Source organism: Paenibacillus sp. XP01, assembly GCF_057364885.1.
Genome location: NZ_CP139481.1, coordinates 4,317,936 through 4,333,558, shown reverse-complemented (window position 1 = coordinate 4,333,558; position 15,623 = coordinate 4,317,936). Strand labels below are relative to the sequence as shown.

13 protein-coding genes are annotated in these 15,623 nt (G+C 49.3%); 10 read left to right on the top strand and 3 right to left on the bottom strand.

Annotation, left to right across the window (positions count from 1 at the left end; all coding sequences use genetic code 11):
* Positions 1 to 26: 26 nt before the first annotated feature.
* The 6 genes from SNR34_RS19440 to SNR34_RS19415 all read left to right on the top strand — a co-directional run bounded on the left by SNR34_RS19440 (position 27) and on the right by SNR34_RS19415 (position 7,704).
* Positions 27 to 1,115 carry an acyltransferase gene (locus SNR34_RS19440; RefSeq protein WP_486179990.1) on the top strand — a complete coding sequence of 363 codons (1,089 nt, stop codon included), beginning with the start codon at positions 27 to 29 and terminating at the stop codon, positions 1,113 to 1,115.
* Positions 1,116 to 1,312: 197 nt separating this feature from the next.
* Positions 1,313 to 1,873: an AAA family ATPase gene (locus SNR34_RS19435; RefSeq protein WP_486179989.1), complete on the top strand. Its 561-nt coding sequence runs from the start codon at positions 1,313 to 1,315 to the stop codon at positions 1,871 to 1,873.
* Positions 1,874 to 2,359: 486 nt separating this feature from the next.
* A complete protein-coding gene (gene licT, locus SNR34_RS19430; RefSeq protein ID WP_236412032.1) occupies positions 2,360 to 3,199 on the top strand; it encodes a BglG family transcription antiterminator LicT in 840 nt (279 codons plus the stop codon).
* Between the two features lie 356 nt (positions 3,200 to 3,555).
* The gene (locus SNR34_RS19425; RefSeq protein ID WP_486179988.1) at positions 3,556 to 5,478 is read left to right on the top strand and encodes a beta-glucoside-specific PTS transporter subunit IIABC; all 1,923 of its coding nucleotides are present in this window, start codon (positions 3,556 to 3,558) and stop codon (positions 5,476 to 5,478) included.
* Between the two features lie 64 nt (positions 5,479 to 5,542).
* Positions 5,543 to 6,988, top strand: coding sequence for a 6-phospho-beta-glucosidase (locus SNR34_RS19420; RefSeq protein WP_486179987.1), 1,446 nt, complete (start codon positions 5,543 to 5,545; stop codon positions 6,986 to 6,988).
* A gap of 191 nt (positions 6,989 to 7,179) precedes the next feature.
* Positions 7,180 to 7,704 carry a GNAT family N-acetyltransferase gene (locus SNR34_RS19415; RefSeq protein WP_486179986.1) on the top strand — a complete coding sequence of 175 codons (525 nt, stop codon included), beginning with the start codon at positions 7,180 to 7,182 and terminating at the stop codon, positions 7,702 to 7,704.
* A 162-nt stretch (positions 7,705 to 7,866) separates the two neighbouring features.
* Here the strand turns inward: SNR34_RS19415 and SNR34_RS19410 are convergent, their stop codons facing one another.
* Positions 7,867 to 9,774: a serine hydrolase domain-containing protein gene (locus tag SNR34_RS19410; protein WP_486179985.1), complete on the bottom strand. Its 1,908-nt coding sequence runs from the start codon at positions 9,772 to 9,774 to the stop codon at positions 7,867 to 7,869.
* 293 nt (positions 9,775 to 10,067) lie between these two features.
* Between SNR34_RS19410 and SNR34_RS19405 the strand changes: the two genes are divergently transcribed.
* The 4 genes from SNR34_RS19405 (at position 10,068) to SNR34_RS19390 (ending at position 12,419) form a co-directional block, all read left to right on the top strand.
* Positions 10,068 to 10,790 (top strand): response regulator transcription factor, encoded by a 723-nt coding sequence (locus SNR34_RS19405; protein WP_236412050.1) that lies wholly within the window; start codon positions 10,068 to 10,070, stop codon positions 10,788 to 10,790.
* A complete protein-coding gene (locus SNR34_RS19400; protein ID WP_486179984.1) occupies positions 10,787 to 11,857 on the top strand; it encodes a sensor histidine kinase in 1,071 nt (356 codons plus the stop codon). Before SNR34_RS19405 ends, SNR34_RS19400 begins: the two co-directional genes overlap by 4 nt.
* A gap of 45 nt (positions 11,858 to 11,902) precedes the next feature.
* Positions 11,903 to 12,163 (top strand): hypothetical protein, encoded by a 261-nt coding sequence (locus tag SNR34_RS19395; protein WP_486179983.1) that lies wholly within the window; start codon positions 11,903 to 11,905, stop codon positions 12,161 to 12,163.
* Between the two features lie 73 nt (positions 12,164 to 12,236).
* Positions 12,237 to 12,419: a YjfB family protein gene (locus SNR34_RS19390; RefSeq protein ID WP_236412057.1), complete on the top strand. Its 183-nt coding sequence runs from the start codon at positions 12,237 to 12,239 to the stop codon at positions 12,417 to 12,419.
* Between the two features lie 109 nt (positions 12,420 to 12,528).
* On the opposite strand, the gene SNR34_RS19385 is transcribed toward SNR34_RS19390, so the two are convergent.
* A complete protein-coding gene (locus SNR34_RS19385) occupies positions 12,529 to 13,878 on the bottom strand; it encodes a response regulator (RefSeq protein WP_486179982.1) in 1,350 nt (449 codons plus the stop codon).
* On the bottom strand, positions 13,866 to 15,587 hold the full coding sequence (locus SNR34_RS19380; protein WP_486179981.1) for a sensor histidine kinase: 1,722 nt from the start codon (positions 15,585 to 15,587) through the stop codon (positions 13,866 to 13,868). Before SNR34_RS19380 ends, SNR34_RS19385 begins: the two co-directional genes overlap by 13 nt.
* Positions 15,588 to 15,623: the final 36 nt, after the last annotated feature.

Genomic DNA, 15,623 nt, shown 5'->3' with positions numbered 1-15,623 from the left:
ATATCAGGCATAAGCGAGGTTTTCGTATGGAACTACCGGCTACTCGGCCACAGCGCATTTCGTATTTGGGCTTTTACCGGGCCTTTGCGATCATGGCGGTGGTGGCCATTCATGCAACGTCTACGGCGGTCGCGCATTATCCCAAACAGACGTTGGACCACCAGTTTTATTTTTTCTGGAACAGCTTTTTGCAGTTTGCCGTACCGGCATTCCTGTTTTTATCGTCACTGGTGTTATTCTACAACTATAGCGCACGAACCAATGAGCAGGGCTGGAAGCTGAAGTTTTACAAAAAACGTTTGTTATACGTGTTCGTCCCGTATCTCGTCTGGTCGCTGATTTATTTTGTCGTCAAGGAATGGCTTGCCGGCGAACAGCCGCAGGACCATTGGCCACGCTTGGCGGAGCAGCTGCTGACGGGACGCGCGCACACCCATTTGTACTTTTTCCTTATTATTTTGCAATTTTACATCGTATTTCCTTGGCTCCTTGCCTTGACGCGATATCGGTTGGTAAAACGATATTTCCCTCTGTTTTTTGTGGCAGGGCAAGCCGTTTTTTATGCGCTCCATTTGCAATTCCACTTTGAGCGGCTCGGCAGCCTGCTGCCAAGCTACCTGATTGTCATCGGTTTCGGTGCATGGGCTGGCCTGAATTACGAGGCGGCACTGAAGACGTTGAGGGCATGGAAAATCGCTCTGCTGCTCGCCCTGATTGCCGGAGGGGCCGTCTTTATCTATGGCGGCGGAATGATCAAAAGCATGTTTGCTTCCGATTCATTCGTGGCTTATACGCTATTATTCGTTTTTCGGAATTTGTTTACACTTTCTGCCTGCTTGCTGCTGCTGCTCGTATGCGCATGGATTGAGCGCCGGAAAAGGCCTGCTGCCAAACGTGTCACCAAAGTGTTGAATTCGCTGGGTACCGTTTCGTTCGGCGTGTTCCTGATTCATCCGATGATTCTGCTCTTCTGGCGGCGCGAACTTGCGGCCCCGCTGCTGCAGCATTTCAGTCTCGGCATCGCGATGTCTTATGCGGCTGCGCTGCTTCTATCCTGGATCGTTGCAATCGGTTTGCGCAAAGTGAAATGGGGATGGGTGCTCATTGGACAATGATGTTCGATGGCTGAGCTCATTCGCAGCAACAAGAGAGATTTCAGACTTCCGGCATGTGCCGAAGGGGCTGAAGTCTCTTTTTTGGTTTGCAAAAACGTGGACTGAAGTATATCTAATTTTCCTGTTCACATGTAATATGGGTGGATATCCAATATATTCTTAGGTGGGATATACGAACAAAACGAGGAGTGATCACCATGAAACTGGTTATTATTGTTGGGCCGCAAGCGGTAGGCAAGATGACGGTAGGGCAGGAGCTGGAGAAGATCACCGGCCTAAAGCTATTTCACAATCACATGACGATCGATTTGGTATCGTCTTATTTCAGTTACGGTACCCCGCAGGGCAAACGGCTCGTCAGCTTGTTCCGCCGGGAAATTTTCGAAGAGGTATCGAAAAGCGAGCTTCCCGGATTAATTTTTACATATGTGTGGGCATTTGATGTGGCCGAGGATGGGGAATACATCCGGCAGCTTCGTGAAATGTTCGAATCGAGAGGGGCGCAGGTGTGCTACGTGGAGTTGGAGGCCGATCCGGCGGAACGGCTTGAACGCAATCGCAGTCCGCACAGGCTGCTGCACAAACCAACGAAACGGGATGTGGCATGGTCCGAGCAGGACTTGCTGGAAAGCATGGAAAAGTATCGGCTGAATTCAGAACCAGGTGAAATCACGCATCAGCACTATGTTAGAATCAATAATACGAATCTGAGTCCGGAGGAGACGGCTCGGCAGATCAAGGAAAGGTTCAATCTGTAACCTTTTGTGAAAGAAAGTATAAATCCATTTTCGGATCAAAACATGTTGGTTTCCGGAATTTGAAATTTCCCAACATTTACAAACGATTTATATTTGGCCTCATATAACTACGCATGTTCACCCGCAGAAAACGGGGCGCATATCGCATCAGGACAGCCTGAATATCATATAACGATGCAAGGACTTGCATGAAAACCGGTTTCAGGAGGGAAACTTAGATCTATAATTGACGAGTACCGAAAAGGAGATTTTTTAATCTTTATCGTTCTCCAAGTAACTATATTGTCTAAATGCAAACGCCATGATTTCCGCCGTGATTCATCCCTGCGAATAAAACAAGATCGTTTCAAACCCATTAAAATTACTGTTGTATAATGTAGAAAAATGTAATAACATAATTTCACGCAATAGTTGACATTGAAATGGGCGATGCCATATACCTGACGAAGGTAAGGTTTGCCTTTTTCTGTATATTGGAGTGATAAAGTGAAAATTGAAAAGGTCCTCAACAATAATGCTGTCGTTGCCGTTAAGGACGAGCGGGAAGTCATCGTGATCGGGCGCGGAATCGCATTTCAGAAGCGTGCGGGCGACATGGTTGCCGAAGAGCATATTGATAAAATATTCACGCTTCAAAACGAAGACATCCAGGAAAATTTCAAAGCGCTGATCGCAAGCATTCCCTTGGAGTACATGAAGGTATCCGAGGAGATCATTAATTATGCCAAATTGAAGCTGGGCAAAAAGCTGAACGAAAGCATTTATCTTCACCTGACCGATCACATTCACTTTGCCATCGAGCGTTACAAAAACAATTTGCCTATTCGGAACGGGTTGTTATGGGAAACCAAGCAGCTCTACAAGGACGAATTCGAAGTGGGGCTCGAGGCGCTGAACATGATTTGCGACCAGTTCGGCATCCTGCTGCCCGAGGACGAAGCCGGATTTATGGCGCTGCATTTTGTAAACGCCGCTCTCAACGAGGAAATGCCCAATATTCGCAGCATGACCCAAGTGATGCAGGAGATTTTGACGATCATCAAGTATCACTTCAAAATGGACTTTGACGAAAATTCACTGACGTATTATCGCTTCGTCACCCATTTGAAGTTTTTCTCGCAGCGGTTGGTCAACGGCAAACATTACAAAAACAACAACGATGACGAGTTGTTCGAAATGATCCAGAAGAAATATCCGGAAGCTCACAAATGCTCGCTCAAAATCAAAAAGTTCATCGAAAACAACTACACGTATCAACTGACCAACGAAGAATTGATGTATCTGTCCATCCACATTGAGCGTGTAGTGCATGCGACGACAGAGTAAAATAATTTTATTAATTTTAATAATAAAACGCTTGCAATTGTAAAACGGATGAGCTATTATAATCACATAAAGTAAGCGCATACAACAAACGGGTTGTAACTGTTCAATCAGGCAACTCCGACCACCTTGAAACGATAAAGATGGGTTGCAACTTACTTTTGAAACAAGATGTGGGGGTTCACAACCAAATATCTATTGTGTACAGCCTTACAGGGTTGCAACCGTTAAGGGCAAAACCTGAATTGCTGAATCACACGACCTGTGTTCCGGAGAAATACCGGCGCGCTGCGTGGATTCAGTAGTTCAGGTTTTCTTTGTTTCACCGCAGAAAGTTCAATCAGAAAGGGAGAATTACAATGAACTACGATCAATTGGCTAAGGACATTCTGTCCCGCGTTGGTGGTCCCGGAAACGTAAACAGCGTGTTCCATTGCGTAACGAGATTGCGCTTTAAACTGAAAGATGAAAGCGTCGCCAAAACGGAAGAGCTTAAAAATTTGCCAGGCGTCATCACCGTCATGCAGAGTGGCGGCCAATACCAAGTCGTTATTGGAAATGAAGTGCCTGATGTGTATAAAGCCGTTGTCAAAGCAGGGAATTTGTCTGCCGAAGGTCAGGTAGATGAAGACAAAGCAGACTCCGGTCCGAAGGGCAACTTGTTTAACCGCTTTATAGACATGATCTCGGGTGTATTTACTCCGGTTCTTGGTTTGCTTGCCGCGACCGGGATGATCAAAGGATTTACAGCCATGTTTGTATCGCTGGGATGGGTGGACAATACGTCAGGGACGTATGCGCTGTTAAATGCAGTGGGGGATTGCTTGTTCTACTTCTTCCCGATCTTCCTTGGATACACAGCCATCAAAAAGTTCGGAGGAACACCGTTCCTGGGCATGGCCATCGGTGCTTCGCTGGTCTACCCGACATTGGCGGGCATCAGAGCCGGAGAGCCCATGTATACGTTGTTTGCCGGCACCTTGTTCGAATCACCTATTCGCATTGAATTTTTAGGTATCCCGGTCATTTTGATGGATTATGCTTCATCGGTTATCCCGATCATCGTAGCCACGTTCTTTGCGGTGAAGATAGAGCGGTTTTTCAAAAAAGTTATGCCTAAAGTGGTCAGCAACTTCCTGGTTCCGTTTTGCACTTTGCTCGTCATCGTACCACTTACGTTCCTGTTAATCGGTCCGATCTCTACATGGGCGGGTCAATTGCTGGGAGCGTTCACAACTTGGATTTACGGACTGAGTCCTCTGATTACAGGTCTCGTGATCGGTGGTCTATGGCAAGTGTTTGTATTGTTCGGACTTCACTGGGGACTCGTTCCTGTGGCCTTCGTGAACTTGGCGAATTTGGGATATGATCCGGTTTTGGCGATGTCTTTCGCGGCATCCTTTGCTCAGATCGGAGCTGTGCTCGCGGTTATCGTCAAGTCCAAAAGCACCAAACTGAAAACGCTGGGCGCTCCGGCCTTTATATCGGGTATTTTCGGAGTAACTGAACCGGCTATTTACGGCGTGACGCTCCCATTGAAAAAACCGTTCATCATGAGTTGTATCGCGGCGGCCATCGGAGGCGGCATTCTCGGATATGTGGGCACAAAAGGGTACATCATCGGTGGTCTGGGCATTTTCGGATATCCGAGCTACGTTAACCCAGAAACAGGCATGGACGCTATATTCTTCTGGACGATTGCGGCTACGCTGATTGCATTCATCCTGGGCTTCATTCTCGTCTATGTGACTGGATTCAAAGAACCGGAAGAGAAGAAGGCAGAGGCGGCGCCTGCGCCAAAAACAGAATTGGAACCAAACCCGAACCAAAGATTCGAAATCGCAAGCCCGATGGCTGGCGAAGTGGTCGAGCTGAAAGAGATCAACGATGTGACGTTTGCCGGAGAGCATATGGGTAAAGGCATTGCGATTCGTCCAACAAGCGGCCGTGTCGTATCCCCTGTTAACGGCGTAGTACAGACGGTGTATCGCACGAAACATGCGATCGGACTGGTCAGCGACGACGGCGTGGAAATGCTCATTCATATCGGCCAAGATACGGTTCAGCTGAAAGGCCAACATTTCACGCCGCATGTGAAAGATGGGGACCGCGTCAGCGTGGGTGATCTGATCATGGAATTCGATTTGCAGGCGATCAAGGATGCAGGGTATGAAACGGTAACGCCGATTATCGTTGCGAACACGTCCGCTTATCTGGATATCGTAGGGACCAAACACGCCACCGTGAACGAAAAAGAAAAACTGCTTACGGTTTTGGGTTAACTTCCCCGAATCAATGATTTTCAGATGACTTGATTTCAAGTTTGGATAGGAGGAAACGAAATATATGTTTAAAACGTATACGTCCTTCCCGGAGAATTTTCTCTGGGGAGGAGCTACTGCAGCCAATCAGCTCGAAGGCGCTTATCTGGAAGATGGCAAAGGTCTGACCACGGTGGATTTGATCCCGATTGGACCGGACCGCATGAAGATCGCAATGGGAGCCCTGGATTCGTTTGAGCCCAAAGAAAGCGAGTTTTATCCTTCCCATGGGGCGATCGATTTCTATCATCGTTACAAAGAAGACATTGCGCTTTTCGCGGAAATGGGCTTCAAAAGCTTTAGGATGTCCATCGCCTGGGCGCGTATTTTCCCGAACGGGGATGACGCGCAGCCGAACGAAGCCGGACTCCAATTTTACGACGATGTGTTTGACGAGCTGCTCAAGCACAACATTGAGCCTGTCGTTACGATCTGCCATTTCGATGTACCTGTAAGTTTGGTGAAGAACTATGGCGGGTGGACCAACCGCAAGATGGTCGGATTTTTTGAAACATATGCTCGCACATTGTTTGAACGCTACCGGAACAAAGTGAAATACTGGATGACGTTTAACGAAATCAACATGCTGCTGCATCTTCCTTATATCGGGGCGGGCATCGTCCTGAACGACGGCGACGACAAGGGAAAGGTATTGTACCAGGCAGCCCATCATGAACTGATTGCCAGCGCGCTTGCCGTCAAAGCCTGTCACGAAATCATTCCAAATGCGATGATTGGTTGCATGCTTGCGGCGGGAACGGTATATCCGTATACGAGCAATCCGGAAGACGTATGGAAAGCGATGGAGTTGGACCGTGAATCGTTCTTCTTCATCGACGTGCAGTCCAAAGGCGAATATCCGGGATATACGAAACGCTTTTTCCGGGAACGCGGCATCGAGCTTCAAATGGAAGAAGGCGATCTCGAACTGCTGCGGGAAAACACGGTGGACTACATCGGTTTCAGTTATTACGCGAGCCGCTGTACCAGCGCCGATCCGGAGGTGCTGAAAAATTCCACGGAGGGCAACGTGTTCGGATCGGTGAAAAATCCGTATTTAGAAGCCTCCGAATGGGGTTGGACGATCGATCCGAAAGGGCTGCGCATTACATGCAACCAATTGCATGACCGTTACGGCAAACCGCTTTTCATCGTCGAGAACGGGTTGGGCGCGACGGACGTGCTGCTCGAAAATGATACGGTCGAGGACGATTATCGCATCGACTATCTGGATCGCCATTTTGCCGAAATGGCCGAGGCGATTCAGGATGGCGTCGACATCATCGGTTACACGAGCTGGGGACCGATTGACCTTGTCAGCGCCGGAACCGGGGAGATGAAGAAACGGTACGGCTACATTTATGTAGACCGGAACAACGATGGCAGCGGTTCGTTAAGAAGAATTCCGAAGAAAAGCTTCCATTGGTACAAAGAGGTCATCTCGAGCAATGGCGCAAAGTACTTTGAGTAATCGTACAGAAGCTTGCTTTGAAAAAGGAAAGCCGACTTCCCTTCGCAGGAATCGGCTTTCCTTTTTATCGTATTGCTGGTTCGGCCGTATTTCTTATAAGATGGAAAGGGAATGGAAGCCGCTGATCGCAATGCTCGCTTCCTGCCGATCCGGGGGCGGCAAGCCCAAACCAAGAGATAAGGAATGAGGAGATGGCCATACCGCTTCAAGCCATGCCGAAAGTCATGGCGATTCAGGAACATCAGGTGGACGCAGCCGTCCGGTTTGCGATGAAGGTGCGGCGCGAAGTATTCCCGATGCTGAATCACGAAACGCTGCCGACGGACTTGCTGCATTTCCATGCGCATTACATGCATTCGGATCAAAGCAAGTTTCTGGTCGCAGTAACCGAGAACAACGAGATTATTGGCTCCATAGGGATTGTGCCGTACGACGGGCGCATCGAAGAAATCAAAGGACGGTATCCCGAAGGGGCGGCCGCCGAAGTGGTGAAATGCTACGTGGATGCGGAATACCGCAGACACGGCATCGGTTCGTTGCTTACCGGCGCATTGAAGGATGCCGTGCGGGAAATGGCGTACAATACGCTGTATTTGCATACTCATCGCTTCCTTCCGGGGGCCGTGGATTTTTGGATGCGGCAAGGATTTGCGATCGTTACCGAGCAGTATGACGAGTGGCAAACGGTGCATATGGAGAATCTGCAGGCATTCTAAGGGAACGTTTCTGGACGTGGAATCCATTGCTTTTCACAACAAAACGATTTTGAGCTATCGTCTGCTGGACGAAGCGGACAGAACCTGGCAAAAAGACAAAGGCGGTTTCGCATGATGCGAAGCCGCCTTTGTCTATGTTTATGGAGAACGAGCCTCTATGAGTCAACTATAATGTAGAGGAAGCATGTTCCAATAAAAAAGAAAAGCAACGGTGAGCAAACTGAGGCCGGCGATCAGGCATGAAGGCAAGAAGGGCACGATCCGTTTGCGAATGTGCGATTGCAGAGGCCTGAGCTTTATGACGGCAACATGCATCGCACGAACCAGCCCGATGAAGGGCAAGGCCGAGAAACACCAAATATACCACCAGGGATAACCATGGATCATCGCTTCCGAATTGCCATACAACAATTGCCCGGACAAGTAACAGGTAAATATGGCAGCAATCCATGTGGATGAACAGGCCGAGGCAGGGCCGAATCGTTTGGGCGAAATAACACGCAGCAGACAGCGGACGACCCCGATGACGAATAAAAGCACCCATGACACCGCAATCGTAACATATAGGGCTAATGATGTGGCAGGATGGCGCCACCAGGGAGGTTTTTCAGCCAAGGTAACTCCCTGAGTAAAACTCATACTCCATTCATCGCGACCCTGCTTAAACGAAACGGTATTGTCGCTTTCTTGTTCCCGAAACAGTCCGGTGCCTATGGGCTCATAGATGCGACTTTCCTTCTCCCCCGGCCCATCCGGAAAGATCCCATGGATAACAAGGTGGTTCTCCGATGCGCTCACTTCGTAGTCCCTTGTCCCAAGCCACCGCAGCCACTTGCCCCAGCCATGCAAAGGTCCGAGCGTCAACGTATAGGTCCGGGCATATTGCTGCAGCTGGGAAGAAACCGGCGTTTGATTCACTTTAAGCTCTTGTCTTGCTTCAGGAAGAAGCTGAACGATGGAGGATATGATCGAATCGTGCAATTTCCCGCCTTGCGACGGTGCGTTGCTAATGACGAATATGCCCAGCTTGCGGGAAGGCACGAGCACCATTTTGGCCGAAAAACCGTTAATATCGCCAGTATGGGACAACGTCAACAGCCCGCTTCGCAGCCGTGTACGGAAAAAACCGTACCCTACGCCTTCCAGGTCGGGATGCTCGGCAAAGTGGCGTGCCTGCATTTGCCGCACCGTGTCGGCATGAAGGAGACGTTTCCCGCGAAACATGCCGTCATTTAATTGCGCAATCATGTAATGCGCCCATTCCATCGGCACCATGCTTACGCCTCCGGCACCCGGCATGTTGACGTATGAGTGGGGGAGAGGGACATATGATCCGTCCTCAAACGTGTAAGAACGGGCCATGTCCGGTGATAGAGGGGCCGAAATGCCAGCACTCGGCATATCCAGCGGCTCGAAAATATACCGGGACATATAATCATCGATCGGTTTTCCCGACACATCCTCCAGCAGACTGGCGACTAGGCCATAATTGGCATTGTTATAGGCAAATGCTTCGCCGGGTAGACGAACAGGCGGCTGCTCGTCGAAATAATGCTTCATGAATGTCCTAAGCTCCACGGCTTTGGAGGGAGAGGCGGCCTCTACGCCGTACATGGCATCATCCAGACCTGCAGTATGTGTGAGCAAGTGATGCAGTGTGATGGGCTGCTGCTGGAACATCGGGACATGGAAGGATGAGAGGTAACGGTTCACGTCTTGATCCAGCGATACCCTTCCCTGTTCTTCCAATTGCATAATGGCTGTTGCCGTGAGGCTTTTGCTTAGCGATCCGACCGGCAGAATCGTTCGTTCCGGGTCCATCGGTACGCCATGTTCAACATCCGCGAATCCGTATCCTTTCTGGAAAATGATCCGGTCTTGCAGCGTGACAACGACGGCGACGCCAGGAATGGACTCGCGCGCCAGTGCCTTTTCCACGGCCGAATCGGCCGCCTGCTGCAACTCATGCGGGCGAATCGCTTCTTGGGCTGCGGCCTGATCCGGGAAGTATCCCGTTCCCATGATCGTCATGAGCAAGGCCAGCAATATAGAAGACCATCGGTGTTTCATGTGTTATGTGCCTCCTCAAGCAGAATAAGTTCCTATATAAACCGCCAAAAACATCCACACGTTAACGGAGAAGGCAGGAACCAATCTGAGGATAACAGCGATCGGAAGATGGTACTGCACTTGCAGTGCCCTAGTGTGATTGATTCGTGCGGTTTATATCGTTGGACCCATTGTAATGCCGGATTCTTTCATGGGACTGTCACGAATCATAAATTAACCTTACAAAATACGCCAAGAGAGGATGAGCATGATACACTGGGATTATGTACAAATGATGGAAGAGGGAGATTGGCGTGGAACGAACGGTGCTGTTGGTGGATGACCATCACGAGATTGTGGAATTGCTCGGCTTATTTCTGGCTAAGGAAGGCATTCGTGTGATCGAGGCCCATAATGGCGCAGAGGCATGGGCGTGCTTGCATAACGAGCGAATCGACCTTGCGGTGCTGGATATTATGATGCCAGGCATCGATGGAATCGAGCTGCTGAAGCTGTTGCGTACGGAATATAAGCTTCCAGTCATCATGTTGTCTGCCAAAAATCGCCATGATGACAAAATCAACGGACTGCTGCTTGGCGCCGATGATTTCATCGGGAAACCTTTTAATCCGCTTGAGGTTGTGGCCCGAATCCGGGCGCTGCTGCGGCGGACGTATGATTTTAATGACGTGTCCCTATCCGATCAGAAGGTGGAGAGTGACGAAGTTACGGTGGTCGGCGAATTGCGGCTGAGCCACCGGGACTGCATTCTGTATAAAAAAGAACGCGCCATCGCGCTGACCGCGATGGAATACAAATTGCTTTCCATGCTGATGCAGGCGCCCGGCAGGGTGTATACCAAAAAACAGCTCTTCGAGCAGGTGTGGTCCGATCCTTATTATGAAGACGCCAATACCGTCATGGTTCACATTTCCAGGCTCAGGGACAAGGTGGAGGAAGATCCCCGAAAGCCGATATATATTCAGACCATTCGGGGGCTTGGATACAAGTTTGCCAGAAAAGAGGATATCCCTTGAAGAAGGAAAAATGGTTTGATGCCATGCTGAAGTCGGCCGTCTGGTTTGCAGCAGCGCTAAGCATCGTGATAGGGGTCTTTGTGCTGCTTGTGCTTGATGTGGAAAACCAGACTTTGGAGATAAATCATATTCATCTCACGTTGTTGTTCGGTGGATTCGGCGCTTGCTGCGTGGTCTACAGCATGTGGAGTGCGAGACGGGTGACGAGACCGCTCGAACGGATCGCTTCTGCCATTCAGGGAATGAAAGAAGGAGAGTATGGAAAGCGCCTGGACATCGATGGTGGTTATGAATTTGAGGTCATTCAGAAGTCGTTCAACGAGATGGCGGAAGTACTGGAACGGGCACGGGAGGACAACCGCAAGCTGGAGCGGGAAAAAAGGCAAATGCTTGCCGATCTGTCCCACGATTTGAAGACACCGATCACCATCATCCAAGGATATGCCAAAGCCCTGGAGCTTGACATGGTTGAGGGCGAAGAGAACAAAGTCAAAACGTATCGTTTGATGTATGGCAAAGCGGAGCAAGTTACCGCGATGATCGACCAGATTGTCATGTTGTCCAAGCTGGACAGGCCGGATTATCCGCTCATGCTGGAACATACGGATATCGCCGAGTTGACGAGGGAGGTTGCTGCGGAATTTTACGAGCTCTTCGAACTGGAACAGTACACGTTGGAAGTGGATTGCTCTCCGGAACACCTCATGGCGGATTGCGACTTACGCTTGATGCATCGGGCGATGTCCAATTTGCTGACCAATGCGATGAAGCACAATCCGCCGGGAACGAAGGTAACGATCGAGCTGGCGGAGGCGGGAGAGTTCGTTTCATTGGCGGTGGCGGACAACGGCGTAGGCATTCCGGCGAATTTGACGGACGTGATCTTTGATCCTTTCGTGCGAGGGGATGCCGCGCGGACGGAGGACGGCGGTACAGGGCTCGGGTTGTCCATCGTCCGCCAGATTGCGGAATTGCATAGGGGAACGCTTCATTTAAACGGTGCGTATGACGGGACGAGATTTGAACTGCTTTTACCCAAGTCCATGTCAAACAGAAGAACGGAATGAAGGCTTTACGCCGCAATTCCGGAGAAAAGGAAGGGATGGATCGACATGTCGGAAAATATGAAAGTCGAATTCGAGATCAGAGCTCTTGGAGCGGAGTCAGTTCCGGGTTATGAAAGCTGCTATCGTCAGCATGAGATTGCCAGAATTCTCCGGCTGCCGGAAGATACGACATTGCGACAGATTGAGGAGATCGCCAAAAAGCTGATTGCAGAGGTCAAAGAACAGTATTCCCAGCCTGAACAACTGCTTGTAAAGGTAACGATTCGAGGCCGGGAAATGGATGGCGAGCTGAAGGTTTTGGGGTAAGTCTTTCAATTTGCGCACGTTCAACCGATATATAGGAAAGACCCGAATACAAGGGGAGAAAGGAGGAGAGAGGATGGATATTGCCGCTTTGTCGATCGCAATGAGCCAAACTTCGCTTGCCCAGTCAGCCAGCTTGCAAGTGTTGTCCATGTCCAAAAATATGGCGGAGCAACAAGGCCAACAGATGGCCGAGATGCTCAAGACGGTTCCGGCGCCGCATCCGAATTTGGGCGGAAGTCTGGATATTTCCGTGTAAGAACATCAATGAGTTCGTGCAGACGAATAAACCCTTGGATGCCAAGAAGTCGCTTCCCTTGCGACTTCTTGTATCGATGGAAATGACAACGGCAGCGTAACTTTCCGCTTCATTGATGGATTGTGTTTCTGCGGTACTGATAGGGCGTAACTCCGTATTTTTCCTTGAACAATTGGATGAAATACTGATTTTTTTTGTAACCGACCATGTGGGCGATGTCGGCGATGCGAAGTTCGGAGTCCTGCAGCAGTTGTGAAGCTTTCTCCAACCGTTTCCTGGAGATGTAGTTAGAGACGTTTTCACCCGTTTCCTGTTTGAAAAGTTTGGAAAGGTAGACAGGATGAAGATGGGCGACTTTCCCCAGCTCATCCAGGCTGAGTCCATGAGCCAGATGGTCTTCGATATGCCTTTGCACTTTCGTGACGATGTTCTGAATGGACATCTGCTTGCTGCTGCTGATCCGGCTGACGCTGCCCTTTAGAATCGGCCAAAGTTCGTCGGGATTCCGAAGCCGATTGAATATCCAATCCGCGGCTTCAGAGGCATTCCGATGTTGATCTGCAAGATATATATCAATAATCCTCTCCATAAGAAAGATCATTTTTTGTTTTCGGTGAACGATTCGTTCATATTGATGAACAACAATTTTGAAGGATTCCCATTCCCCGCATGACGGCAATTGTTTGAATACCCGTGTAAAGTCGTCTGATGATACGTCCTCATTCAGGAAAAATTCATAAAACAGCTGTCGGGTTTCGTTGCGATCGTTCAAGGAAAACGGAGGGGACAAGACCGCGTGATCGAACTGATCGGCCAGTTTCCCCGCGGCGCCTTCCGGAACAAAAGCGATCAGCCGCCTGCCTGCAGTCCAAACGAGACGGCTCCATTTGTCCCCGACAGCATCCTTTAAACGACTCACATCCTCTGGGGAACAATCCTCTGCCCTGAAACCGCAAAAACGATGCTGCCCTAAACCTTCCGAATAAGCAGCGAATTCCTTCTTTAATGCCTCGTTTTCTCCAAGAAGGGAGAGCATGTACCCCAAACCATCAAAGTTGTCCCATGAGGCAGGTTGAACGGGCCTTGTCTTCACAATGTGTTGGATGGCTTTAGACATGGCTTTCTCGACGTCATCTTTATCTACGGGTTTCAGTAAATAGTCGAGTGCCCCTAACCGGATGCCTTGCTGCGCATAATCGAACTGCGAATAGCCGGAAAGGATGATGACCTTCGTCGGCAAACTGTTTATGTGAATATGTTGAAGCAAATCTAATCCCGAAACCTCAGGCATGCGGATATCCGTGATCAAAATATCTACAGGGCTTCGATTCAGCATGTCCCTCGCTTCGATCGAATTGGTCGTCGTTTCAATCTGATCGATGCCGAAGGCTTTCCAATCCAGCAAGTGTTTCATATACTCGACGACATAATGTCCGTCATCCACGATTAATAATCGCATAGGCGTTCCCCTTTCTCTATAGGCATCTCGATCAGCAGCAGGACGGACAAGCCGCCCCAATCATTCACGGAAAATTGCAATCCGCTAGCCTCTCCGTACGTATTTTTCAAGCGCCGGTTCACATTCCAGAGACCCACGCCTCTTGTCCCTTCCGGCGGGGTAGCGTGTTCAAGCTGAGCCTCCAAACGGCGAATTTCGTCCGGTGCAAGCCCTTTTCCGTCATCCGACACTTTGATTAGAATGGCTCCTTCCGCCCTTTTGATATCGATGGTTACCCGATGGGCTCCCTGCTGTCCTTCGATTCCATGTTGAATGGCGTTCTCCACGACGGGCTGAATCATGAGAGGCATCAGGGGGGTGGAGGCCAGTTCCGGCGGTACATCGATGTTGTACTCGATCTTTTTGCTGAGCGTCATGATGATGAGATAGTGTTCCGCAAATTGCAGCTCGCTTTCCAGAGTGACTTCATGCTGATCCAATTTGGTTAAATAGCGATAATACTCGGCCAGATGTTTGCTCATACGCATGACGGCATCCGGAGAGAATTGGGCCACCGACATGATGAAGAACAGACTGTTATACAGAAAATGAGGATTAATCTGGGCTTGCAGCTGTTTCAGCTCCGCACTTCTTCTCAGCTCCGTTTCAGTCTTTAAAGATACGAACAGACCCTGAATTTCCGCAACCATGTGGTTAAAGCTCCGGAAGAGGCCGTAAAATTCGTTATCGGTGTTTTCGGTAATGCGCGTGCTGTGATTGCCCTGCTCGACCTGCAAAAATTTTTTCTCCATTAATCGGATATTGCGGTCGTAGTTTCGGTAAAACGTAAAAATGACAACCAGGCCGAGCGTCAGCACCGCTAAAATGCTGGCAAGGAAAACTTTGCGGCTGCGGTCGAGCGGTTGCAGAAAATCATTCGTGCGCGTATATGTAATCAGGTAGGCATCGATCGGTTCTATATATCGGGAAAGAACATAGTAATCGTCCGAATTTGTATGATAATCATATTTTAACGTTGCGTCCTGCCCGGGCGAAAGCATATCCGTAATCGCTTTCAACAAGTCGGTATCGACTTCTCCCTCACTCCACAACCGCTGCTGATTAAACAGGAAAAAGGCGTTGGAGCTGTCATTGTTCACCGCCTTTTTTAGCAGGCTTTTCAAATAATCGGTATTCAGCTTTACGCCGACTACATACTGAGCCGGTTCCGTTTGCCCGGATTTATGGATGTAAGGGTAGATGGCAAAGTAATACAAGCTGTCGCCCTGGATTTGCCATCCCTGGCGATGAACCTTTTGGAAAGGAAGCCTCGCTTCAAGCGTATTGTTGGTCGACAGGAACGTTTCTTCGGACGTCCAGTAAATACCGATCGATTCAATGGATCGGCTGGACAGGAGCGTTTGCCGCAAACGGTCGACGATGTCATTTTTTTTCATTTGCGAATCGTAATTGCTCAGCTCGATCACATGGTTCTGATAGAAGCGAACATCGCTGTCAGCCGCAAACTGAACCCCGTACATGTTTGCCTCATACATAATCCCGTCAAGAATGCCCTTCACGTAATCAAGCTGGTTTTTGGAAGCGCCGATCAGGTTTTCTTCCAGCGTTTTGGAACTCAGGCGATTCATCACGAAAAACAAACTTAACGTCAGCAGCAGAAAAAATACAAAAAAATAAATAAATCGTTTCATGTACATTTTTTTGATCATAGACGTTCCCTTCCCGCAGCAAAACTTGAGTGACGG